This window comes from Pseudomonas sp. GW821-FHT07E12 (assembly GCF_058986605.1).
The window spans coordinates 285100-308693 of record NZ_JBYSVX010000001.1 but is presented as its reverse complement, the minus strand read 5'-3'; the positions used below and the strand labels follow the sequence as shown (position 1 = coordinate 308693).

General features: G+C 66.0%; 21 protein-coding genes. 14 read left to right on the top strand and 7 right to left on the bottom strand.

Annotated elements, in window-relative coordinates; translation table 11 throughout:
• Positions 1-71: 71 nt before the first annotated feature.
• Positions 72-1544 carry an amino acid permease gene (locus AC3WJE_RS01405; protein WP_493728968.1) on the bottom strand — a complete coding sequence of 491 codons (1473 nt, stop codon included), beginning with the start codon at positions 1542-1544 and terminating at the stop codon, positions 72-74.
• Between the two features lie 200 nt (positions 1545-1744).
• On the opposite strand from AC3WJE_RS01405, the gene AC3WJE_RS01400 reads away from it, so the two are divergent.
• Positions 1745-2290 (top strand): NUDIX hydrolase, encoded by a 546-nt coding sequence (locus tag AC3WJE_RS01400; RefSeq protein ID WP_493728967.1) that lies wholly within the window; start codon positions 1745-1747, stop codon positions 2288-2290.
• A 58-nt stretch (positions 2291-2348) separates the two neighbouring features.
• Here the strand turns inward: AC3WJE_RS01400 and serA are convergent, their stop codons facing one another.
• Positions 2349-3590, bottom strand: a complete 1242-nt coding sequence (gene serA, locus AC3WJE_RS01395) for a phosphoglycerate dehydrogenase (RefSeq protein WP_493728966.1) — start codon at positions 3588-3590, stop codon at positions 2349-2351.
• Positions 3591-3826: 236 nt separating this feature from the next.
• Between serA and AC3WJE_RS01390 the strand changes: the two genes are divergently transcribed.
• The 3 genes from AC3WJE_RS01390 (at position 3827) to AC3WJE_RS01380 (ending at position 7435) form a co-directional block, all read left to right on the top strand.
• Positions 3827-5212 (top strand): FAD-binding oxidoreductase, encoded by a 1386-nt coding sequence (locus AC3WJE_RS01390; protein ID WP_493728965.1) that lies wholly within the window; start codon positions 3827-3829, stop codon positions 5210-5212.
• Positions 5213-5288: 76 nt separating this feature from the next.
• The gene (locus tag AC3WJE_RS01385) at positions 5289-5591 is read left to right on the top strand and encodes a DUF2388 domain-containing protein (RefSeq protein WP_493728964.1); all 303 of its coding nucleotides are present in this window, start codon (positions 5289-5291) and stop codon (positions 5589-5591) included.
• Positions 5592-5677: 86 nt separating this feature from the next.
• Positions 5678-7435, top strand: coding sequence for a DUF7844 domain-containing protein (locus AC3WJE_RS01380; protein ID WP_493728963.1), 1758 nt, complete (start codon positions 5678-5680; stop codon positions 7433-7435).
• Between the two features lie 123 nt (positions 7436-7558).
• On the opposite strand, the gene yeiP is transcribed toward AC3WJE_RS01380, so the two are convergent.
• Together yeiP and AC3WJE_RS01370 are read right to left on the bottom strand one after the other, a co-directional pair.
• The gene (gene yeiP, locus AC3WJE_RS01375; RefSeq protein ID WP_493728962.1) at positions 7559-8125 is read right to left on the bottom strand and encodes an elongation factor P-like protein YeiP; all 567 of its coding nucleotides are present in this window, start codon (positions 8123-8125) and stop codon (positions 7559-7561) included.
• Between the two features lie 119 nt (positions 8126-8244).
• The gene (locus AC3WJE_RS01370) at positions 8245-9015 is read right to left on the bottom strand and encodes an SDR family NAD(P)-dependent oxidoreductase (RefSeq protein ID WP_493728961.1); all 771 of its coding nucleotides are present in this window, start codon (positions 9013-9015) and stop codon (positions 8245-8247) included.
• A gap of 134 nt (positions 9016-9149) precedes the next feature.
• Here AC3WJE_RS01370 and AC3WJE_RS01365 point away from each other — a divergent pair, with 134 nt between their 5' ends.
• Positions 9150-9752 carry a TetR/AcrR family transcriptional regulator gene (locus AC3WJE_RS01365; protein ID WP_493728960.1) on the top strand — a complete coding sequence of 201 codons (603 nt, stop codon included), beginning with the start codon at positions 9150-9152 and terminating at the stop codon, positions 9750-9752.
• A gap of 20 nt (positions 9753-9772) precedes the next feature.
• Positions 9773-10708 carry an alpha/beta hydrolase gene (locus AC3WJE_RS01360; RefSeq protein ID WP_493728959.1) on the top strand — a complete coding sequence of 312 codons (936 nt, stop codon included), beginning with the start codon at positions 9773-9775 and terminating at the stop codon, positions 10706-10708.
• A gap of 77 nt (positions 10709-10785) precedes the next feature.
• On the opposite strand, the gene AC3WJE_RS01355 is transcribed toward AC3WJE_RS01360, so the two are convergent.
• Both AC3WJE_RS01355 and AC3WJE_RS01350 read right to left on the bottom strand, forming a co-directional pair.
• Positions 10786-11682, bottom strand: a complete 897-nt coding sequence (locus AC3WJE_RS01355) for a hydroxymethylglutaryl-CoA lyase (protein WP_493728958.1) — start codon at positions 11680-11682, stop codon at positions 10786-10788.
• Between the two features lie 154 nt (positions 11683-11836).
• Positions 11837-12688, bottom strand: a complete 852-nt coding sequence (locus tag AC3WJE_RS01350) for an enoyl-CoA hydratase-related protein (RefSeq protein ID WP_493728957.1) — start codon at positions 12686-12688, stop codon at positions 11837-11839.
• 54 nt (positions 12689-12742) lie between these two features.
• Here AC3WJE_RS01350 and AC3WJE_RS01345 point away from each other — a divergent pair, with 54 nt between their 5' ends.
• The 5 genes from AC3WJE_RS01345 to dapB all read left to right on the top strand — a co-directional run bounded on the left by AC3WJE_RS01345 (position 12743) and on the right by dapB (position 17230).
• The gene (locus AC3WJE_RS01345) at positions 12743-12982 is read left to right on the top strand and encodes a FeoA family protein (RefSeq protein WP_493728956.1); all 240 of its coding nucleotides are present in this window, start codon (positions 12743-12745) and stop codon (positions 12980-12982) included.
• Positions 12979-14832: a ferrous iron transport protein B gene (feoB, locus tag AC3WJE_RS01340; protein WP_493728955.1), complete on the top strand. Its 1854-nt coding sequence runs from the start codon at positions 12979-12981 to the stop codon at positions 14830-14832. Before AC3WJE_RS01345 ends, feoB begins: the two co-directional genes overlap by 4 nt.
• Positions 14833-14834: 2 nt before the next feature.
• Positions 14835-15080, top strand: coding sequence for a DUF6587 family protein (locus tag AC3WJE_RS01335; RefSeq protein WP_493728954.1), 246 nt, complete (start codon positions 14835-14837; stop codon positions 15078-15080).
• Between the two features lie 97 nt (positions 15081-15177).
• The gene (locus AC3WJE_RS01330; protein WP_493728953.1) at positions 15178-16380 is read left to right on the top strand and encodes an aminotransferase-like domain-containing protein; all 1203 of its coding nucleotides are present in this window, start codon (positions 15178-15180) and stop codon (positions 16378-16380) included.
• A gap of 133 nt (positions 16381-16513) precedes the next feature.
• Complete coding sequence (dapB, locus tag AC3WJE_RS01325) at positions 16514-17230, top strand: 4-hydroxy-tetrahydrodipicolinate reductase (RefSeq protein WP_493728952.1); 717 nt, start codon at positions 16514-16516, stop codon at positions 17228-17230.
• 110 nt (positions 17231-17340) lie between these two features.
• Here dapB and AC3WJE_RS01320 read toward each other — a convergent pair whose 3' ends face one another.
• A complete protein-coding gene (locus AC3WJE_RS01320; RefSeq protein WP_493728951.1) occupies positions 17341-18291 on the bottom strand; it encodes a bifunctional helix-turn-helix transcriptional regulator/GNAT family N-acetyltransferase in 951 nt (316 codons plus the stop codon).
• Between the two features lie 369 nt (positions 18292-18660).
• Here AC3WJE_RS01320 and carA point away from each other — a divergent pair, with 369 nt between their 5' ends.
• The 3 genes from carA (at position 18661) to greA (ending at position 23594) form a co-directional block, all read left to right on the top strand.
• Positions 18661-19785, top strand: a complete 1125-nt coding sequence (gene carA, locus AC3WJE_RS01315) for a glutamine-hydrolyzing carbamoyl-phosphate synthase small subunit (RefSeq protein WP_493728950.1) — start codon at positions 18661-18663, stop codon at positions 19783-19785.
• A gap of 93 nt (positions 19786-19878) precedes the next feature.
• The gene (gene carB / locus AC3WJE_RS01310) at positions 19879-23121 is read left to right on the top strand and encodes a carbamoyl-phosphate synthase large subunit (protein WP_493728949.1); all 3243 of its coding nucleotides are present in this window, start codon (positions 19879-19881) and stop codon (positions 23119-23121) included.
• The gene (gene greA, locus AC3WJE_RS01305) at positions 23118-23594 is read left to right on the top strand and encodes a transcription elongation factor GreA (protein ID WP_493728948.1); all 477 of its coding nucleotides are present in this window, start codon (positions 23118-23120) and stop codon (positions 23592-23594) included. Before carB ends, greA begins: the two co-directional genes overlap by 4 nt.

Here is a 23594-nt window from a genome sequence, read left to right as displayed (position 1 = left end):
GTGCTCTTGCAAGGGACTCGTCTGTTAAATCCCCGCACATGGATGTGCGGGTTCTTGCGAGGGACTCGCGGTCAGGCCTTGTGAGCCAGGCGGCTATTGCGGATGCCGTAGCCGAAGTAGATGAACAGGCCGATCACGGTCCAGCCGACGAACACCTTCCAATGCTCCTGGAACGCCTGCAGGAACAGGAACAGGCAGGCCAGCGCACCGAGCGGACAGATCAGGAATGCCAGCGGCACGCGGAACGGGCGCGGCAGCTCCGGCCTGGTGAAGCGCAGTACCAGCACGCCGACGCAGACGGTGGCGAAGGCGAGCAGGGTGCCCATCGACACCAGTTCGCCGAGCACATCGAGCGGGATCAGGCCGGCCAGCAGTGCGGCGAGCACGCCGACCACGACCGTACCGATGTACGGGGTGTGGAACTTCTTGTGGACCCGGCCGAAAATCTTCGGCAGCAGGCCGTCGCGCGACATGGTGTAGAAGATGCGTGGTTGCGCCATCAGCATCACCAGCACCACCGAGGACAGGCCGGCGATCGCGCCGATCTCCACCGCGGTCTTCAGCCATGCCAGCTGCGGATAATGCTCCAGCGCGGTGGCCACCGGCTTGGCGGTGCCGAGCTGGGTATAGGGCAGCAGGCCGGTCAGCACCGCGCAGACGATGATGTAGATCACCGTGCAGATCGCCAGCGACACCAGGATGCCGATCGGCATGTTCTTCTGCGGGTCCTTGGTCTCGCCGGCCGAGGTCGAGACCGCGTCGAAACCGATGTAGGAGAAGAACACGATCGAGGCGGCACGGAACACGCCGCTCCAACCGAACTCACCGGGGCCGGTATTGGCCGGGATGAACGGGTGCCAGTTGTCCGGGTTGATATAGGCGATGCCGAAGCCGACGAACAGGCAGATCACCGCGACCTTGATCGCCACGACAATGGCGTTGACGAAGGCGGACTGGGTGACGCCGACGTAGCACAGGCCACTGACCGCGGCGACGATCAGCACCGCCGGCAAGTTGATGAGGTTGCCGGAGGCGACGAACGCATGGCCGGTCCAGCTCAGCGGTGCGTTCGCCAGTTCCACCGGGAACGGCAGGCCGAGCGTGCTGGTCAGGAAGCTGATCAGGTAAGCCGACCAGCCGACTGCGACGCTGGAGCCGGCGAACAGGTATTCCAGCACCAGGCACCAGCCGATGAACCAGGCCACGCCTTCGCCGAGGGTTGTATATGAATAGGAATAGGCGCTGCCCGAGACCGGCATCATCGCCGCGAACTCGGCGTAGCACAGGCCGGCGAAGGCGCAGGCGATGCCGGCGAATACGAACGACAGCATCACCGCCGGTCCGGCGTGGTTGGCTGCCGCCTGGCCGGTCAGCACGAAGATACCCGCGCCGATCACCGCGCCGATGCCCAGCATGATCAGGTGCTTGGCCGTGAGGGTCCGTTTCAACGTGGCTTCGCCTTCCAGGCCGCCCTCGAACGGTTCGCCGGCATCCACATGTGCGGCCGGCTCGACCGGTTTGACCCTCAACAGAGCTTTGAGCATTCAGTGCGTCCCCAGTGTGCGGTTGGCGTGGCCCGACAGGCCGCGACGGAGCGCGACCGCGTCCGGCGGACGCCGCGCAAGCGATGTACCTTGCCAAAGCTGGCGGATTGTCACAAGCACAACCGCAGCATCGACAGCGATAATGGACCCGGTTGGATGGTCAAAGGTGACGCATGGTGGCGGTGGGAGCCAGAAATGGTGTGGATGAGGGGTTGCGCGGGCAGTTGTTGGCCTACCGTGCGCGCTGGCCGGAAGAGATCGAGGTGGTCGAGGCCTTCCTCGAATTGCTGGACGATGCTGCCGATCCGTTCGTCCGCGAGCGTCTGGCAGGGCATTTCACCGGTTCGTCCTGGCTGGTCAGCCACGACGGCCGGCGTACGCTGCTGACCCACCACCGAAAACTGCAACGCTGGCTGCAACTGGGCGGGCATGCCGACGGCGAGCGCGATCTGGCGCAGGTGGCGCTGAAGGAAGCCGAGGAAGAGTCCGGCCTGTCGGGGCTGGTGCTGGCCGATGGCGGCATCTTCGACCTGGACCGGCACTGGATTCCCGCGCGCGGCGAGGTACCCGGTCACTGGCATTACGACGCGCGCTATGTGGTGCGTGCCGGTACGGATGAGGCCTTCGTGGTCAGCGAGGAATCGCTGTCGCTGGCGTGGCGGCCGATCGCCGAGCTGCTGGACGAGCCCGGCCTTGATCCGTCGATGCGGCGGATGACGATGAAGTGGCTGACAAACCGGGAATAGCGAATGCGGCGTCGGGAATGGAGAGCAGCAGGGCTGCTCTGCCCATTCCCGATTCCCGTCAATACAGAATGCGCGTACGCAGTGTGCCCGGGATCTTCGCCAGTTCGTCCTTCAGGACGTTGGCCTGTTCCTCGCCGGCACCGATGTCGATCACCACGTAGCCCACCTTCGGGTCGGTACGCAGGAACTGGCCGTCGATGTTGACGTTGTGGCGCGAGAACAGCTCGTTGATCTGCGACAACACGCCCGGCACGTTGCGGTGGATGTGCAGCAGACGCAGGCTCTCGGCGTGCTCGGGCAAGGTGACCTCGGGGAAGTTGACCGCCGACAGGGTGCTGCCGTTGTCGCTGTAACGCACCAGCTTGGCGGCAACTTCGATACCGATGTTGTCCTGCGCTTCCAGCGTGCTGCCGCCGACGTGCGGGGTCAGGATCACGTTGTCGTGGGCGGTCAGCGGCGACTGGAAGATGTCGCCATTGCCCTTCGGTTCGATCGGGAACACGTCCACCGCCGCGCCACCGATGTGATGCGAGGTCAGCGCCGCGTCGAGCGCGTCGATATCGACCACGGTGCCGCGCGAGGCGTTGATCAGGTGCGCACCGGGCTTCATCTTCGCGATCTGCGTCGCGCCGATCATGTTCCTGGTCGCCGCGGTCTCCGGCACGTGCAGCGTCACCACGTCGGAGATCGCCAGCAGTTCGTCGAGATCGGCGGCGGCGCGGGCATTGCCGAGCGAAAGCTTGGTCTCGATATCGTGGAACACCACCTGCATGCCCAGCGATTCGGCCAGCACGCCAACCTGGGTACCGATGTGGCCGTAGCCGATGATGCCCAGCACCTTGCCGCGGGTTTCATGGCTGCCGGCGGCCGACTTGGACCAACCACCGCGATGGCACTCGGCATTCTTCTGCGGGACGCCGCGCAGCAGCAGGATCGCCTCGGCGATCACCAGCTCGGCGACCGAGCGGGTGTTGGAGTAGGGCGCGTTGAACACCGGGATGCCGGCCAGCTCGGCCGCGTCCAGATCGACCTGGTTGGTGCCGATGCAGAAGCAGCCCACTGCGATCAGACGCTTGGCATGCGCGAGCACGTCGGCGGACAGGTGCGTGCGTGAGCGGATGCCGATGATGTGCGCCTCGGCGATACGCGCCTTCAGCTCGTCTTCCGGCAGCGACTTGGCATGCGTCTCGATCTGGGAATAGCCGGCGGCACGGAAGGTGTCCACGGCGGTCTGGCTGATGCCTTCGAGCAACAGGACGCGGATGTCCTGCTTGGGAAACGAGGTCTTCTTCGGCGACATGAGTGCAGCTTGGGGCGGCGGATCGGGCGGCCACTATGCCAGATGGCGCACGCCTTTGGTGCGTTGCCACATCGCTTCCGGACACATCGAACATAGCGTTCCCGAAATCGCCGGATGCTTTGCGCTGCAACCGTTTCAGCTGTATCGAAGCGCTCCCCTTGGAGGGGTGCGCCGGCTGGACGGCCCCGGTGTTCGCTGGCACGCTGTGCCGCCCTGACACAGACCAGCCTCGCACGATGACCGACTCTCGTATCGCCTCGCTCGAACAGTCCGTGCATGGGCTGCGTCTGAAGACCGACCCGGCCGACCTGGAGCATTACGGTCGCGACTGGACGCGGCGCTGGGTGCCGGCGCCGCTGGCGATCGCGTTGCCGGCCACGGTCGAGGAGGTGCAGGCGATCGTGCGCTGGGCCAATGCCAACGACGTGGCGATCGTGCCGTCCGGCGGCCGCACCGGCCTGTCCGGCGGCGCGGTGGCGACCAACGGTGAGCTGGTGTTGAGCATGGAGCGCATGAACAAGCCGCTGGGCTTCGATGCGGTGGACCGCACGTTGACCGTGCAGGCCGGCATGCCGCTGGAAGCCGTGCACAACGCCGCGCGCGAACACGGCCTGGTGTATCCGGTGGATTTCGCCGCGCGTGGCTCGTGCTCGATCGGCGGCAACATCGCCACCAATGCCGGCGGCATCCGCGTGATCCGTTACGGCAACACGCGCGAGTGGGTCGCCGGGCTGAAGGTGGTCACCGGCAGCGGCGAGCTGTTGGAGCTGAACAACGCGCTGATCAAGAACTCCAGCGGTTACGACCTGCGCCAGCTGATGGTCGGTTCGGAAGGCACGCTCGGCATCGTGGTTGAAGCGACACTGCGGCTGGCCGATCCGCCGCCGCCGACCAACGTGATGTTGCTGGCGCTGCCCTCGTTCGAGGTGTTGATGCAGGTGTTCTCTGCTTTCCGCGCGCAGTTGCGGCTGGAGGCGTTCGAATTCTTCACCGACCGCGCCCTGCACCATGTGCTCGCACACGGCGCGCAGCAGCCGTTCGATGCGGTCTATCCGTACTACGTCGTCACCGAGTTCGCCAACGACGAGGCCGGCGAAGCGGCGGCGCTGGCCGCGTTCGAGACCTGCATGGAGCAGGGCTGGGTGCTGGATGGCGTGATCAGCCAGAGCGAGGCGCAGGCCCAGCAGCTGTGGCGCCTGCGCGAGGGCATCACCGAGAGCGTGGCGCGCTACACGCCGTACAAGAATGACGTGTCGGTGCGGATCTCGGCGATGCCGGCGTTCCTGACCCAGACCCAGGCGCTGCTCGGTGAGGCCTATCCGCACTTCGACGTGGTCTGGTTCGGTCATATCGGCGACGGCAACCTGCACATCAACGTGCTCAAGCCCGACGGCACCCCGGATGCGGAATTCATCGCCGCCTGCGAGCAGGTGACCAAGCTGCTGGCCGAGGTATTGCACCGCTTCCAGGGCAGTATTTCCGCCGAACACGGCATCGGCCTGGTCAAGAAGCCCTATCTGGGCAGTACCCGCAGCGAGGCCGAAGTGGCGCTGATGCGCGGTATCAAGCGTGCGTTTGATCCGAAAGGTTTGCTGAATCCCGGCAAATTGTTCGATGCCTGATATGCAGCGCTGCTAACAAGTCGCTAATAATGACCGGCCAGGCTTGCGCCTACCGCTTCTGTCCGGATACCCATCAATGAAAAAACAATCCCTGTTGTTCGGCCTCCTGCTGCTCCTGCCCGTCTCCGCGTTTGCGGTGAGTTCCGCCGGTACTTCCGCGGCCGGCAGTTCGGCCGGTAGTTCGGCTTCGTCTGACAGCACCTCGGGTGACGGCAAGATCGTCCTCGACGCCCGCGACGACGCGGCCGGTTTTGTCGCCAGCGAGGGCCGCATCCGTGGCGCCAGGCTGGAAGCGGCGCTGATCCAGCTGCGCGAGCACAACGAGACCACACGTTCGGCCAGCGACATGGAACTGGCGCGCGCGATCCTGGCTCGGTGATCGCCCGAGGCCGGCTGCCACTCCGGTGGCTGGCATCGCTGTTGCTCTGCCTCCCCGGTATCGGTTGGGCGGGGGAGCAACTGCCGTTGCAACTGCAGACCCATGGGCTGACGCCGGCCGAGATCGAGGCCAGTACGCGGCTTGAAGCCGAGGTGGCCGCCCGCTTGCCGGCACGCTGGCGTGAGGCGCTGACGCATCCGATCCGGTTGGAATGGAGCGACACGCTGCCGCAGCGCATGCATGGCCTCACCACGGCATCGCGGATCCAACTGAAGCGCAGCCTGTTGCGCGACTGGATGGCGCTGCCGCCGGGTAGCGATGATCCGCAGTCGCCCGCCGCGCGTGCGGCGATGGCCGCACTGGTACACGAACTGGCGCATGTGCTCGATCGGTCCCAGGCGCGGGGGCTGTCGCGTGATCCGCGCTTGCTGGATCTGGCCGGCTGGCAGGTGCGGCCTTGGCATCTCGGGCGCGGTGCGAATCATTTTGTCGATCGCAGTCCGGATCTTTACGAGCTGCGCTCGCCGGCGGAGTTCCTGGCGGTGAATCTGGAGCACTTCGTGCTCGATCCCGACTATGCCTGCCGCCGGCCGGCGCTGTCGCACTGGTTCTCCGAGCATGTCGGTGCACTGGCGACCGAGCCTACCTGTGCCGCCACGCTGCCGTTCCTGCAGGCCGACAGCGAGGACGGCGAGGTCTCGCTGCTGCAACTGGATCCGGCGCGGGTCTATGCGGTGGATTACCTGCTGGCCGAAGGCAACGAGCAGCCGATGAGCCGCTGGGGCCACAGCATGCTGCGCCTGGTGATCTGCGCGCCGGGCCGCACGCCCGGGCCACAGTGCCGGATGGATCTGCAGTACCACCGGGTGATCTCGTTCCGCGCCTTCGTTGGCGACCTGCAGATTTCCAGCTGGCGGGGACTTACCGGTTCGTATCCGTCGCGGTTGTTCCTGCTGCCGCTGGATCAGGTCGTGGACGAGTACACCAAGGTCGAACTGCGGGCCTTGTCGTCGATCCCGCTCGCGTTGGACCGGCAGGAAATCGCCGTGTTGCTGGAGCGCGCCGCACGCGTGCACTGGAACTACGACGGTCGCTACTACTTCATCGGCAACAACTGCGCGGTGGAGGCCTGGAAACTGCTGCACGATGGCGTGCCGCGCCTGGCCGCGCTGCCGTTGTCCGGCATCACCCCGAATGGCCTGCAGCGCCGGTTGCAGCGCAGCGGCGTGCTCGATACCCGCGTGCTCGACGATCATGCGCAGGCGGTACGGCAGGGCTACTACTTCGAATCGGCGCAGGCGCATTACCAGGCGATGTTCGACGTGGTGCGTGCGGCGTTGCCGGTACCGCAGCAGCGCCTGCAGGACTGGCTGGACAGCACCCCGGTCGAGCGCCGCGCGTGGATGGAGCGGGCCGACCTGCGCACCAGCGCAGCGCTGCTGCTGCTGGAGCAGGCCATCCAGCGCCGGCAGGAGCAGCAGGTGCGCGAGGACGTCAAGCAACAACTGTTGCGCGGACGCGGCGATGCACGCCAGGCGCGCGGCAATGTGCTGGGTGTGCTGGAACAGGTCGGCGTGCTGGCCCGCCCGGCGGGCGTGCTGGAAGCGCTGGACGGCTATGGCATTCCGCAGCCGGCGGAACAGGAGATGGCGGCTCAGCGCGCGCAGCAGCGCAGCGGGCGTATCCGTACGGAGTGGGCGGATCTGCGTCAGCGCACGCGTTCGGGCTTGCCGGCACCTCAGCGTGAGGCGCTGGCCCAGGTCGAAGACAATCTGGCCTTCATCGGCAAACGGCTGCGCACGTTGAACGCCGAGGCCGGATTGGTGCTGCCGAAGGATCTGTAGGAGCGGCTTCAGCCGCGATGGGGCTGTCTGCAGATCCCTCTGCAAGCCCGCGCATCCATGTGCGGGGATTCAAACGGGAAAGTCCCATCGCGGCTGAAGCCGCTCCATACATACACCCAAGGGTCAGTCGGCGCGGCCGCCGAATTCGCCGGTGGTGGTGTTGACCAGGATGCGCTCACCGTTGGTGATGTATTCCGGCACCATGATTTCCAGGCCGGTGCTGAGCTTGGCCGGCTTCGGGCGCTTGGTGGCGGTGCCGCCCTTCAGTTCCGGCGGCGTCTCCACTACTTCCAGGGTGACGTGCTGCGGCAGCTGCAGGGCTACCGGCGACTCATCGATGATCTGTACGTAGCTGCCGGTCAGGCCATCGGTGATGTAGCCAGCATCGTCGCCGACCACGTCGGCGTCGAGCGTGTAGGGGGTGTAGTCCTCGTCATCGAGGAACACGAACGCCTCGCCGTCCTTGTAGGAGAACGTGGCCTGGCGGCGCAGCAGTTCGACTTCCGGCAGGTTGTCATCGGCATCGAAGCTGCTGTCCAGCTTGTTGCCGCCCGGCACGCTGTACATGATGAAACGGAAGCGCACGTTGCCGCCGCGGCCCTGCGGCGAGCTGCGCTCGATGTCGCGGATCTGATAGATGCCGTTGTTGTACTCGACGACATTGCCTTTCTTGATTTCGTTGGCTTTCATTTTTTGGGTCAGGGATTGGAGATTCGGGATTGGAGATTCGTGTAAAGCAAAGCGGGGCGGGAGAGTGGGATGGGGACGTTGCTGTTACGAATCCCTAATCCCGAATCCCCCAATCCCGGTTATTTAGCTGCCAACCGCACTGCGCCATCGAGGCGGATCACCTCGCCGTTGAGATAGCGGTTGCGCAGGATGAAGGCGACGGTCTCGGCGAATTCCTCCGGACGACCCAGCCGCGACGGGAACGGAATCGAAGCCGACAGCGACTGCTGCACGGCCTCAGGCATGCCGTCCACCATCGGTGTCCAGAAAATGCCCGGCGCGATGGTCATCACGCGGATGCCGAAGCGCGACAGTTCGCGCGCCATCGGCAGGGTCATGCCGACCACGCCGCCCTTGGAGGCGGCATAGGCGGCCTGGCCGATCTGGCCCTCGTAGGCGGCGACCGAGGCGGTATTGACGATCACGCCGCGCTCGCCGTCTTCGCCGGCCGGGTTGTGCTGCATCGCGTCGGCGGCGGCCTTGGCGACGTTGAAACTGCCGACCAGGTTGACCATCACCGTGGTGCGGAAGGTCGCCAGCGGCATCGGGGCTTCCTTGCCGAGCACGCGGCCGGCACCAAGGATGCCGGCACAGTTGATCGCCGCGTTCAGGCCGCCCAGGAACTCGCGTGCCGCCACCACGTTGTCGATCACCTGCTGTTCGTCGGTGACATCGGTACGGAAATAGCGGGCGTTGGCGTCGCCTAGCGCCGCGGTCGCGGCGACGCCCTTTTCATCGTTGACGTCGAACAGCGCGACCTTGCCGCCGCCGGCGACGATGGACGTCGCCACCGCCAGGCCCAGGCCGGAGACACCGCCGGTGACAATCGCGCGGGTATCGGAAAGCTGCATGCACATGCCTGCCAAATAGTGAGACCGGGATTTTAGCCTGCGCATCGTATTCATCGGCGAGGTCCGGCGGACGGACATCCGTCGGCACACGGCAGCCTCTTGAATAGAACGATCGTTCGTGTTTTATTTGCGCCATGAATGCCCAGCCCAGCAAAGGCGACCTCACCCGCGACCGGTTGATCACCGTGGGCTCGGCGCTGGCACGCACCGAAGGGCTGGATGGGCTGACCATCGGCGGCCTTGCCGCAGCGGCAAGCATGTCCAAGAGCGGCGTGTTCGCCCATTTCGGTTCGCGCGAGGATCTGCAGTTGTGCATCCTCGACCATGCTTCGCAGATGTTCACCGAACTGGTGTTCCGTCCGGCGCTGCGCGAGCGCCGTGGCGTGCCGCGATTCCAGGCCATCGGCCGCTACTGGCTGGAATATCTGTGCGACCTGGGCGAGAAGGGCGGTTGCATATTGATGGCGGCAGCCAGCGAGTTCGACGACAAGCCCGGGCCGGTGCGCGAGCGCGTGCGGGCCTATCAGCGACAGCTCCGCAGCGAGATTCAGCGCTGTGTGCAGCTGGCGATCGACGTCGGTGACTTGCGCGCCGACAGTGATGCCGCGCAGATCGCATTCGAAACCTATGCGATTGTGATGGTCAGTCATCACGACCTGCGCCTGTTCGGCGCCGAGGAAGTGCTTGTCCGCGCCGAGCGCGCGATGAAAGCGCTGTTGCAGCGTCATACCCCCTGATTTTCATCGGAGAGAACGTCATGGCGACTGTTGTTGCCTCCAGAAAAAGAACGATCGTTCGTTTTGTTGGTGCGGCACGTCTGGCGGGGCTGCGGTTGACGTTCGGCGTCGGCGGCTGGCTGTTGCCTGGACACACCGGTCGCCGGATCGAAAGTCTGTTCACCCGGCCGCTGCCCGACAGTCGCGAGCGTGCACTGGCCGCGCCATTGCATGGAGCGGTACTGGAGAACGTGCAGATCGACGGCGAAACCGTGGTGCTGTATCGCTGGGGCGACGCAGCCAAACGACCACTGCTGCTGTTCTCGCATGGCTGGTCGAGCTTCGGGCTGCGCGTGTTGCCGTGGCTGCCGCACCTGCTCGCGCGGGGCTATGCGGTGGCCAGCTTCGACCAGATCGCGCACGGTCGCAGCAGCGGGCGGCATGCCACGCTGCCGGGATTCGGTCGGGTGCTGGCCGACGTGGCGCGTCGGCTGGGTCCGCTGGAAGGCGTGATCGGGCATTCGCTGGGCGCGGCGGCGATCGGGCTGGCGCTGGCCGAAGGTCTGCAGGCTCGACGTGTAGTGCTGGTGGCGCCGCCGGCGGACGCCCTCGCGGCGACCGACCGTTTTGCCGGCCTGCTGGGTCTCGGCCAGCGGGCGTTGCCTGCATTCCGTCGCGCCATCGAGGCGCGCGCCGGAATACCGTTCGCCGCGGTTGCCGCGCAGCACATCGCCCCGAATCTCGGCACCCCGGCGTTGATCGTGCACGACCTCGACGATCGTGAGGTGCCATGGGAGGAGGGCGAGCGCTATGCGCGTTACTGGCCCGACGCGCGCCTGCTCAATACCACCGGGCTGGGTCATCACCGTATCGTCGGCGATGCGGAGGTGATCGAAGCCGGGCTGCGTTTTCTGCGTGGTGAGGCCGTTGGTGAGCGTGTGGTTTCCACCGGCGAACTGCCCTACGGCCTGGCGTAGCAAAGCGGCATCGCGGCGCCGCTACAGGTGCCGTGTCTGCGATCAGCGTTGGTCGTAGATGGCGCGTCGAGCAGATCTCAGTCCGACGCGCCCAGCGCCTTGCCGGCCTTGCTGCCGGTCTCGCGGCCGAGCAGGGAGGCCAGCCATCGTCCGGTAGCGGCCAGCGCCGGCAGGTCGACGCCGGTCTGGATGCCCATTCCGTGCAGCATGTACACCACGTCCTCGCTGGCGACGTTCCCGCTCGCGCCCTTCGCATAAGGGCAACCGCCGGCGCCGGACACGGCCGCATCCACGACCCGCACCCCCTCATCCAGGCAGGTGGCGATATTGGCCAGCGCCTGGCCGTAGGTGTCGTGGAAATGCACGGCCAGCGCGTCGATCGGAATCTCGGCGGCGACCGCGTGCAGCATCGCCTGCGCGCGCCTCGGCGTGCCGACGCCGATGGTGTCGCCGAGCGATATCTCGTAGCAACCCAGCTCGTGCAATCGGCGTGCGACCCGCACCACGTCAGCCAGCGGCACCTCGCCCTGATATGGGCAGCCGAGCACCGTGGACACGTAGCCACGCACGCGCACGCCGTCCTCGCGGGCACGCGCCAGCACCGGGCGGAAACGCTCGATCGATTCATCGATGCCGGCATTGGTGTTGCGGCGGTTGAACGCCTCCGAGGCCGCGGTGAACACCGCTACTTCCTGCACGCCCACCTGGCGCGCGCGCTCGTAGCCCTGTTCGTTCGGCACCAACACGGGATAGGCGACACCGGCCAGTTGGGTGATGCCGGCGTAGACCTCGGCGGCGTCGGCCAGCTGCGGCACCCAGCGTGGGCTGACGAAGCTGGTGGCCTCGATGCTGCGCAGGCCGGTGGCCGAGAGCCGGTCGATCAGGGTGATCTTGTCGGCGGTGGCGACCGGCTGAGCCTCGTTCTGCAGGCCGTCGCGCGGGCCGACCTCGACGATACGGACGAAATCGTTCATGCCTGACGGTTCCCGCAAGCGAAGGGAGCATCAAGGCAAAATCGGAGCAGGGCTGGGGTCACGGGAATTCCTGAGCGGATTTCATGTTCATCGAGCTGGGTAGGGAAGACGCATGGGCTGTGCGCCAGCGCAGCCCCATGTGGTTGAGTCCCGATCAGACTTCCGTAACCCAACTGGGTGAGCGTTTGTTGAGAAAGGCGCCGAGGCCTTCCTGGCCTTCGCTGGAGACGCGCAAGCGGGCGATCAGCGCCGCGTTGTCGCGGTCGAGCGCATCGCGGTCGCGGCTGTCGCGAACCTGGCGGACCAACTGTTTGGCGGAGGCCGACGCGATCGGGCCGGCCTTGTCGAGCAAGCCGAGCTGGTGCTGCACGGCGTCGTCCAGTTTTTCGGGCTCCACCACCTGATGAATCAGGCCGATGCGAAGCGCGGTCTCGGCATCGAAATGTTCACCGGTGGCAAACCAGCGCCGGGCCTGGCGTGGGCCGATCGCCTCGACCACGTAGGGCGAAATCACCGCCGGCAACAGCCCAAGCCGGCTTTCGGTCAGGCCGAACCGGGCGCTGCTGCTGGCGATGGCGATGTCACAGCAGGCCACCAGGCCGACACCGCCACCGAACGCGGCGCCGTGCACGCGGGCGATGGTGGGTTTGGGCAGTTCATCGAGCAGACGCATCAACCGCGCCAGGGCAAGCGCGTCCTCGCGATTGTCGTGCTCGCTGGCAGCGGCCATGCCGCGCATCCATAGCAGGTCGGCGCCGGCCGAGAACGAGGCGCCGGTGCCGGCCAGCAGCACGACCCGCACCGATGGCTCCGAGGCGGCCCGGGTCAGTGCCTCGGTCAGCGCGGCGATCAACCCGGCGTCGAAGGCGTTGTGCAGTTCCGGGCGGTTCAGCAGCAGGGTACGGACCGGGCCGTAGTCGATGACGCGTAGGGCGGAATCCGGCATGGAGAAGGCGTTCTCGATGAAGTACGAACCGATCATAACGGCCTGCTCCGTTGCGGCCATGATGCGCTGCGTCGATGCTACAATCGAGAATCGTTCCCAATCAGCGGTTGTTCTGTGACGTTGTCCGACATGCCTTTGCACCGTTCCGCCATCGTGCAGTCCGTGGAAGATCGTCATCCCAACGACGCGATCGCGCGCAGGTTGCGCGAACTGGGATTCGTTGTCGGGGAAGAAGTGGTGGTGCTGGCGCTGGGGCCGGTCGGGCGTGAGCCGTTGCTGGTGCAGGTCGGTTTCACACGGTTTGCGCTGCGCCGAAGCGAGGCCGAACGCATCACGGTCGTGGAGGCCGCATGAGCGCATCGACATTGCGGCTGGCGCTGGTCGGCAACCCCAACTGCGGCAAGACCGCGCTGTTCAACCAGCTGACCGGCAGCAAACAGAAGGTCGCCAACTACGCCGGCGTCACCGTCGAGCGCAAGGAAGGGCATTTCCGTGCACCGTCCGGCCGCGAATTCGCGGTACTGGACCTGCCTGGCGCCTACAGCCTGCAACCGGCCAGCATCGACGAAGCGATCACCCGCGATCTGTGCCGGGGCTTCTACCCGGGCGAGCCGGCGCCGGACGTGCTGGTCTGCGTGGTCGATGCCACCAACCTGCGCCTGCACCTGCGCTTCGCGCTGGAGCTGCGTGAGCTGGGACGGCCGATGATCGTCGCGCTGAACATGATGGATGCCGCCCGCCGTCGTGGCATCCAGGTCGATCGCGCCGCGCTGGAGCGTGCGCTCGGCGTGCCGGTGGTGGAAACGGTGGCGGTGCGTCGCAACGGTGCGCGCGAGCTGGTCGAGATGCTCGACGGCCTTTCTCCGACGCCCTCCGCGCCGCAGTTCGAGCTGCCCGCCGATGGCAACTACCATGCCATGGTGCGCGGCATCCTGGCCGACGCGGTGACGATGCCGTCGCGCACCAGCCAGGTCGATGACGCGCTGGATCGCTGGCTGCTGCACCCGGTGTTTGGCCTGGTCAGCCTGGCAGTGGTGATGTTCCTGATCTTCCAGGCGGTGTACGCCTGGGCTGCGCCGGTGATGGACCTGATCGACGGCGGCACCAAGGCGCTTGGCGTATGGGTGGGCGGAGTGTTGCCCGAAGGGCCGCTCAACAGCCTGCTGGTCGACGGGGTGATCGCCGGCGTCGGTGGCGTGATCATCTTCCTGCCGCAGATCCTGATCCTGTTCGCCTTCATCCTGGCGCTGGAGGAATCCGGCTATCTGCCGCGCGCGGCGTTCCTGCTCGACCGCTTGATGGCCTCGGCCGGTCTGTCCGGGCGCTCGTTCATCCCGCTGTTGTCCAGCTTCGCGTGCGCCGTGCCGGGGATCATGTCCACCCGCAGCATCCAGGATCCTCGCGATCGCCTCGCCACGATCCTGGTAGCGCCATTGATGACCTGCTCGGCACGATTGCCGGTGTATGCGCTGCTGATCGGTGCGTTCATCCCGCAGAAGACCATGTGGGGCGTGTTCAACCAGCAGGGGCTGGTGTTGTTCGGCCTGTACGCGGCGGCGATCGTCAGCGCGTTGCTGGTGTCGTGGACAATGAAGAAGTGGCGCCGCGACAAGAGCGAGCATCCGCTGCTGCTGGAACTGCCGTCCTACCGCCTGCCGCATCCGCGCGACCTCGCGCTGGGGTTGTGGGAGCGCGCGATGATCTTCCTCAAGCGCGTGGGCGGCATCATCCTGGCGCTGACGATCCTGCTGTGGGTGCTGCTCTCGTTCCCCGGCGCGCCTGCGGACGCCACCCTGCCGGCGATCGACTACAGCTTCGCCGGCCGTATCGGCCATGCGATGACGCTGGTGTTCGCGCCGCTGGGCTTCAATTGGCAGATCTGCATCGCGCTGATTCCCGGCTTGGCCGCGCGCGAGGTGGCGGTATCGTCGCTGGCCACGGTCTACGCGCTGTCGGCGGCCGATGACGATGCCGCTGCGCAGGCGCTGTCACCGCTGATCCACGACGGCTGGTCGCTGGCGACCGCGTTGTCGCTGCTGGTCTGGTACATCTACGCGCCGATGTGCATCTCCACGCTGGCCACGATCAAGCGCGAGACCAACTCGTGGAAGCAGATGGCCTTTGCCGCGACCTACCTGTTCGCGCTGGCCTACCTGGCTTCGCTGGTGACCTACCAGGTGGCCGTGGCGCTGGGGGCAGGCTGAGCATGTCCAGTTCGCTGCTGATCCAGTACCTGGTGATCGCACTGGCGGTGCTGGTCAGCGCCTGGGTGGTGCTGAAGAAGCAGTTCCCCGGCACCGCACGTCGCCTGCGCACCACGGTGGCACTGCCGCTGCTGCGTTCCGGACGTCCGATGTGGATGCAGTCGCTCGGGCGGCGTATCGCGCCGCCGGTGCTCAAGAGTGCCGATGGCTGTGGTGGTTGCAGCAGTTGCGGTCCCGAGAAGCACTGACGGACTGAGGACACTGTCTGGGTCAGGCCGGCCTATCGCTGAGCGGCTCGCTGCAGTGCAGATCGGCAAGGCCGCGTCGGGCGGCTATGCTTGACCGATGACGACCACCTTCCAAATTTCCCGCCGTGCGCAGGCGCTGACCAGTTCGGCGATCCGCGAGATCCTCAAGGTCACCGAGCGTCCCGAGGTGATTTCCTTCGCCGGCGGGCTGCCGTCGCCGGCCACGTTCCCGGTCGAGCGCATGCGCGCGGCGGCCGAGAAGGTCTTGCACGACGCACCGCAGGCCGCGTTGCAGTACGGCCCGACCGAGGGCTTCGCGCCGCTGCGCGAGTGGATCGCCGAGCGGCTCAGCCGGGGTGGCGCTGCGATCCGCCCGTCGCAGGTGCTGGTGACGACCGGTTCGCAGCAGGGCCTGGACCTGCTCGGCAAGGTATTCATCGACGAAGGCAGCAAGGTGCTGGTGGAAACCCCGAGCTATCTCGGCGCGCTGCAGGCGTTTTCATTGTTCCAGCCGGCGTTTTCGTCGATGCGTTCGGACGAGGAGGGCGTGGTCGTCGATGCGCTCACTGCCGAACAGCTCGCCGGCGCGCGCTTCATGTATTGCCTGCCGAACTTCCAGAATCCGACCGGGCGGCGTCTGCCGGCCGAGCGTCGCGCCGTGTTGGTGGCGAGAGCGGCCGAGGCCGGCGTGCCGATTGTCGAGGACGATCCTTACGGCGATCTGTACTACGCCGGCGAACCGCTGCCCAGCCTGCTGTCGATGAATCCCGATGGCGTGATCTACATGGGCTCGTTTTCCAAGGTGCTCTCGCCCGGGCTGCGACTGGGTTACGTGGTTGCCCCGGAGGCCGTGCTCGGCAAGCTGATCCAGGCCAAGCAGGCTGCGGATCTGCACACGCCATCGTTCACCCAGCGCATCGTCCACGAGGTCGTGAAGGACGGCTTCGTCGATCAGCACATTCCGACGATCCGCGCGCTCTATGCCCAGCAGTGCGCGTTGATGCTGGATGCACTCGATCAATATTTCCCAGAGCAAGTGCAGTGGAACCGTCCCGAAGGCGGCATGTTCATCTGGGTCACCCTGCCGGAAGGTGTAGACAGCAGCTCGCTGCTGGCGCGCGCGATCGAGCGCAATGTCGCGTTCGTGCCGGGGGCGCCGTTCTTCGCCGCCGATCCGCAGCGGAACATGTTGCGACTGTCGTTCGTGACCGTGCCGGGCGAGCGTATCGAGGCCGGTGTGCGGGTGCTCGGCGAGTTGCTGCACGAGGTGCTGGCGGAGAACGCTGGGCTCGCTGCATAACCGATACGGCGCCTGCAGAGCCGAGCTTGCTCGGCTGTGGCTTGCCGGGAAAGGCCTCAGCCGAGCAAGCTCGGCTCTGCGAAGCGCTGCGATATGGCTTGTCGAGCGTCACGGGGACCGCTAGCCTGCGCCGATGAATACAGTTCCCCTGAAGATCCTCATCCACGGCGCCTCCGGGCGTATGGGCAAGGCCTTGCTCCGCCTTGCTGCGGAAGATGAGTCGCTCGAAGTCGTTGCCGCGGTCGTGGGCCGCTCGCCAGCGCAGCGCGTCGTCGATGGTGTGCCGCATTTCGCTGCCAGCGAATTGGCCGGCGCGCCGCCGTTCGACGTGGCAATCGACTTCAGCCTTTCGCAAGGCTTCTCGCCAGTCCTGCAGCTGTGCGTCCAACGCGGTCTGCCGCTGGTTTCGGGCACGACCGGGTTGGACGATGCACAGCGCCAGGCACTGGCCGAAGCAGCATCGTCGATCCCGCTAGTCTGGGCGTCCAACTTCAGTCTTGGCGTGGCGGTGCTGACCGATCTGGTCGAGCGCGCCGCTGGCACGCTGCCGGGTTGGGATTGCGACATCGTCGAGTCGCACCACGTACATAAGAAGGACGCGCCGTCTGGCACCGCACTGACCCTGGGCGAGGCCGCCACCAGCAGTGGCGCGCAACCGCGCTACGCCAGCCTGCGCGCAGGCGACATCGTCGGCGAACATCTGGTGCAGTTCACCGGTCTGGGCGAGCGCATCGAGCTGGTGCATCGCGCGACCAATCGCGACATCTTCGCGCGTGGCGCGCTGCATGCAGCCAAGCGCCTGCACGGCAAACCGGCGGGCAGCTACCGGGTGCGTGACCTGATCGGTTGATCGGATCGGGTAGTGGGGTGGTATCGAAGGTTGTGGCGATTTTGGTTCGCCGCGCCTTCGTGTGACAGGGACCTTGGCATCCAGGCCTCGCGGTGCATTCCCCGGGAAGTTCAGTCTTGCGATGACCTGCGGATATAACGCTGCTCCATGACTTCACGTCCCCACTGCGCGCCCGGTTGCTCTTCGACAAGGGTGAAGCCGAAGGCCAGATAGAGATGTTTGGCCGCATCGAGCCCGGCGAAGGTCCAGAGTTCGATTTCGGCGAATCCTTGCCGGTCGCAGAACGCGACGGCCTCGGTGAGCAATCGCTTCCCGACGCCTTCTCCACGCACGCCATCCTCGACGATGAACCAGCGCAGATGCGCGCAGTCATGGCCGAGGTCTTCGCCATCGATCGCGATGGTTCCGACGATTTCTTCATCCATCAACGCCGCCCAGACGCCATTGCCGACGTGCTCGATCCTGTTGATGAACTCGGCCATCTCCGCCGCGACACGGCTTTCGAACGGTGCGCCGAAGCCCGCGGTCCTGGCGTAGTAGCGAGCGTGCATTTCCGCGCATCGTCCGATCAGGCCGGTGCGGTAGCCGGTCTCGATCCTGATCGCCGGCGCGGAATCCGGTGACTGTGTGCGCAGGTTTTCGAGGGCGCGCGCATAGCCGGCCAGACCCGAGGAGATACCCCTGCGGCTCGCCGGGCCGAGCCGTTCGACTGCGCCGCGGACCTGACGCTCGGCGAAGGCATCGATCTCCGCCAGCGTCCGTTGGCCCTGAGGGGTCAGTGACAGGAGTTTCGTGCGTGCATCCTGGTCTGACGGTGCTTCGGCGATCTCGTCGGCGTCGATGAGCTTGCGGACCAGCCGGCTGACGCTGGATTTCTCGAGATTGAGGGTCTCGGCCAGCTCGGTGGCGGTGAGGGCCCGGCGTCGCCCGATCTCGATGAGGGCGTGGACCGCCGAGGCATGCAGGTCGGTGCCTGCGAGCGTCGGCCGCATGAAGCCCAGCTCGCGTACAAGCCGGCGCGATGCGTCGCGAATGCCATTGATGTCGTCGGCGTCTGTCATTGGGAGTGCTGCCCGTTCTATTGGTTGTATCGTGCAACCAATTTGATGGGGCTGCAAGAGTCGGTCAGCAGTGCGATGCCGGATTCGCAGGAGGGGGGTATGGCGCGGCCTGGGCTGACTCGCCGGTACCGGCTGCGGGCTCGGCATGGCGATCCTCTTCGGTCATTAATGCACCGTTTGGTCAGCCGTATGAGCGCATCTGCGGCGTGCCGTTGTGCATTCGCGCTAGCGCGAAAGAGGGCTTGCCGCTACAATTCCCACTTGCCCGAACCCAGCGTCGGACCGGTTCCAGAACCGCGTCCGCGCTTTGCTGCAACCGGATTTTGGCCGGTGCGCATCGGAGTCCCCCGCAGCCATAGCGAGATTCCCGTGACCCAACCCGCAATTCTTGTCCTCGAAGACGGCACCGTATTCGAGGGCGAATCCGTAGGCGCCAACGGCCTGTCCGTCGGCGAAGTGGTGTTCAACACCGCCATGACCGGCTATCAGGAAATCCTGACCGATCCGTCCTACGCCCGTCAGATGGTCACGCTGACCTATCCCCACATCGGCAACACCGGCTTCACCGACCAGGACGACGAGGCCGCCAAGGTGTGGGCCGCCGGCCTGATCGTGCGCGACGTGCCGCGCCGCCCGAGCAACTGGCGCAGCCAGGTCTCGTTGCCGGAATGGCTGATCGCACGCGGCGTGGTCGGCATCGCCGGCATCGACACCCGCAAGCTGACCCGCATCCTGCGCGAGAAGGGCGCCCAGAACGGTGCGCTGATGGCCGGCGAGATCGATGTCGAGAAGGCGCTGGAAGCGGCGCGCAAGTTCCCCGGGCTGAAGGGCATGGATCTGGCCAAGGTGGTCACCACCGACAAGGCGTATCCGTGGAGCGCCGGCCAGCTCGATCTGGACAGCAATGAATTCGTGAGCGCGGCGCCGAAGTACAAGGTCGTGGCCTACGACTTCGGCGTGAAGATCAACATCCTGCGCATGCTTGCCGAGCGCGGCTGCGACGTCACCGTGGTGCCGGCGCAGACCCCGGCCGCCGAGGTGCTGGCGCTGAAGCCGGATGGCGTGTTCCTGTCCAATGGCCCGGGCGATCCGGAACCGTGCGACTACGCGATCGCGGCGATCAAGGAATTCGTGGCGAAGAAGATCCCGACCTTCGGCATCTGCCTGGGCCATCAGCTGCTGGCGCTGGCCGCCGGCGCGAAGACCGTCAAGATGGGCCACGGCCACCATGGCGCCAACCATCCGGTGCAGGACTTGAACGGTGGGCGGGTGATGATCACCTCGCAGAACCACGGCTTCGCGGTGGACGAGGCGAGCCTGCCGGCCAATGTGCGGGTCACCCACCGCTCGCTGTTCGACGGTACCAACCAGGGCATCGAACTGACCGATGCGCCGGCGTTCTCCTTCCAGGGTCACCCGGAAGCTTCGCCTGGCCCGCATGACGTTGGCCCGCTGTTCGACCGCTTCACCACGCTGATGACGGCCGGCAAGTAACCCGTTCCGGCGCGATCCGCCGGGAAGCCGGCGGAGGCACGAATCCATTCAAGTCGCTGCGGATGCGTCCGCAGCCGCAAATCGAGTACCGAGATGCCCAAGCGTACTGACATCAAGACCATCCTCATCATCGGCGCTGGCCCGATCGTCATCGGCCAGGCCTGCGAGTTCGACTACTCCGGCGCGCAGGCGTGCAAGGCGCTGCGCGACGAGGGTTACCGCGTGGTGCTGGTCAACTCCAATCCGGCCACGATCATGACCGACCCGGAGATGGCCGACGCGGTCTACATCGAGCCGATCAACTGGCAGACGGTCGAGAAGATCATCGCCAAGGAGAAGCCCGACGCGCTGCTGCCGACCATGGGCGGCCAGACCGCGCTGAACTGCGCGCTCGACCTGGCCGACAACGGCGTGCTGGAGAAGTACAACGTCGAGCTGATCGGCGCCAAGCGCGAAGCCATCCGCATGGCCGAGGACCGCGAGCTGTTCCGCGTGGCGATGGGCGAGATCGGCCTGGAGTGCCCGAAGGCGGAAGTGGCGCATACCATCGAGGAAGCGCTGGATATCCAGACCCGCGTCGGCTACCCGACCATCATCCGCCCCAGCTTCACGCTCGGCGGCAGCGGTGGCGGCATCGCCTACAACCGCGAAGAGCTGATCGACATCGTCGGGCGTGGCCTGGAACTGTCGCCGACCACCGAGGTGCTGGTGGAAGAATCGGTGCTGGGCTGGAAGGAGTTCGAGATGGAGGTGGTCCGCGATACCGCGGACAACTGCATCATCGTCTGCTCGATCGAGAACCTCGATCCGATGGGCGTGCACACCGGCGACTCGATCACCGTCGCGCCGGCGCAGACCTTGACCGACAAGGAATACCAGCGCCTGCGCGATGCCTCGATCGCCGTGCTGCGCAAGATCGGCGTGGATACCGGCGGTTCGAACGTGCAGTTCGGCATCAGTCCGAAGACCGGCCGCGTGGTGGTGATCGAGATGAATCCGCGCGTGTCGCGTTCCTCGGCGCTGGCTTCGAAGGCGACCGGTTTCCCGATCGCCAAGGTCGCCGCCAAGTTGGCGGTCGGCTACACGCTCGATGAACTGAAGAACGAGATCACCGGCGGCCTGACCCCGGCCTCGTTCGAGCCGTCGATCGATTACGTGGTCACCAAGATTCCGCGCTTCGCCTTCGAGAAGTTCCCGCAGGCCGATGCACGCCTGACCACCCAGATGAAATCGGTGGGCGAGGTGATGGCGATGGGCCGCACCTTCGCCGAGTCGATGCAGAAGGCGCTGCGCGGCTTGGAAACCGGCAAGGTCGGCTTCGACCCGACCGGCCTGGACCTGAGCAGCGAGGACGACCTGACCACGATCAGGCGCGAGTTGAAGGCGCCGGGTCCGGAGCGTCTGTTCTACGTCGCCGACGCATTCCGCGCCGGCTTCAGCGTGGAAGAAATCTACAACCTGTCCTACATCGATCCGTGGTTCCTGGATCAGATCGAGGACATCATCGCCGCCGAGAAGCAGCTGGCCGCCGATGGCATCGACGCGCTCGACGCCGCGCGCCTGCGCAAGCTCAAGCGCGCCGGTTTCTCCGACGCGCGCCTGGCGCAGCTGACCGGCACCAACGAAATGGCCGTGCGCGCCCTGCGCCGCGCCCACAAGGTGCGCCCGGTCTACAAGCGCGTGGATTCGTGCGCGGCCGAGTTCGCCACCAGCACCGCCTACCTGTATTCGACCTACGAGGACGAGTGCGAGGCTGCGCCGAGCAATCGCGACAAGATCATGATCCTCGGCGGCGGCCCCAACCGCATCGGCCAGGGCATCGAGTTCGACTACTGCTGCGTGCACGCGGCACTGGCACTGCGCGAGGACGGGTTCGAGACCATCATGGTCAACTGCAACCCGGAGACGGTTTCGACCGACTACGACACCTCCGATCGCCTGTACTTCGAGCCGCTCACGCTTGAGGACGTGCTGGAAATCGTCGAGCTGGAAAAGCCGAAGGGTGTGATCGTCCAGTACGGCGGCCAGACCCCGCTGAAGCTGGCGCGTGCCCTGGAAGCCAACGGCGTGCCGGTGATCGGCACCTCGCCGGATTCGATCGATCTGGCCGAGGACCGTGAGCGCTTCCAGCAGCTGGTGGAGAAGGTCGGTCTCAAGCAGCCGCCGAACCGCACCGCGCGCACTTCCGAAGAAGCGCTGACGCTGGCGCGCGAAATCGGCTATCCGCTGGTGGTGCGCCCGAGCTATGTGCTTGGCGGCCGTGCGATGGAAATCGTCTACGGTGAGTCGGACCTGGCGCGCTATGTGCGCGATGCGGTCAAGGTCTCCAACGATTCGCCGGTGCTGCTGGACCGCTTCCTCGACAACGCGGTCGAGGTCGACGTGGACATCATTGCCGACAAGGACGGCAACGTGCTGATTGGCGGCGTGATGGAGCACATCGAAGAAGCCGGCGTGCATTCGGGCGATTCCTCGTGCTCGCTGCCGCCGTACTCGCTGTCGGCCGCGACCCAGGACGAGCTGCGTCGTCAGGTGATCGAGCTGGCCAAGGCACTGAACGTGATCGGCCTGATGAACACCCAGTTCGCGATCCAGACCAACGACGAGGGCGACGACACCGTCTTCCTGCTGGAAGTGAACCCGCGTGCCTCGCGCACCGTGCCGTTCGTGTCCAAGGCCACCGGCATGCCGCTGGCCAAGATCGCGGCGCGCTGCATGGCCGGCAAGACCCTGGCCGAGCAGGGCGCGACCAAGGAAATCGTGCCGGACTACTACTCGGTGAAGGAGGCGATCTTCCCGTTCGCCAAGTTCCAGGGCGTGGACCCGATCCTCGGGCCGGAGATGCGCTCCACCGGTGAGGTGATGGGTGTGGGCCGCAGCTTCAGCGCCGCCTTCGCGCGTGCACAGGAAGCCGGCGGCATCCGCGCACCGAAGCCGGGCAAGGCATTCGTGTCGGTCCGCGATCCGGACAAGAAGCGCGTGCTGCCGGTCGCCCAGGCGCTGGTCGAGCGTGGCTTCAGCCTGGTCGCCAGCCGTGGCACCGGCGCGTGGTTGCAGCAGCACGGACTGGAGTGCGAGATCGTCAACAAGGTGGTCGAAGGCCGCCCGCACATCGTCGATTCGATCAAGAACGGCGAGATTTCCTACATCGTCAACACTACCGAAGGCCGTGCGGCGATTGCCGACTCGTTCTCGATCCGTCGCGAGGCGCTGCAGCAGCGCGTGACCTATTCGACCACCATTGCCGGCGCCAAGGCGCTGGTGCAATCCCTCGAATTCCGCGGCACCGGCCCGGTGTGGTCGCTGCAGGAACTGCACAAGGAGCTGGAAGCATGAGAGCCCCGATCACCATGAAAGGCGCGCAGCGTCTGCGCGAGGAACTCGATCACCTGAAGTCGGTCAAGCGCCCGAAGGTGATCGCCGCGATCGCCGAAGCACGCGAGCACGGCGATCTCAAGGAAAACGCCGAGTACCACGCCGCACGTGAGGAGCAGGGCTTCATCGAAGGCCGCATCAAGCAGCTGGAGGCCGAGCTGTCGCATGCAGAAGTCATCGACGTGACCAAGCTCAATGCCGGCAGCAAGATCGTGTTCGGCGCGACGGTGTCGCTGGCCGACGTCGAGACCGACGAAGAGAAGCGCTACCAGATCGTGGGTGACCTGGAAGCGGACATCAAGCAGGGTCTGATCGCGATTTCCTCGCCGTTGGCGCGTGCTCTGATCGGCAAGCTCGAAGGCGACAGCGTCACCATCGACGCGCCGGCCGGACAGCGCGAGTACGAAGTGGTCAGCGTCGAGTACGTCGGCTAA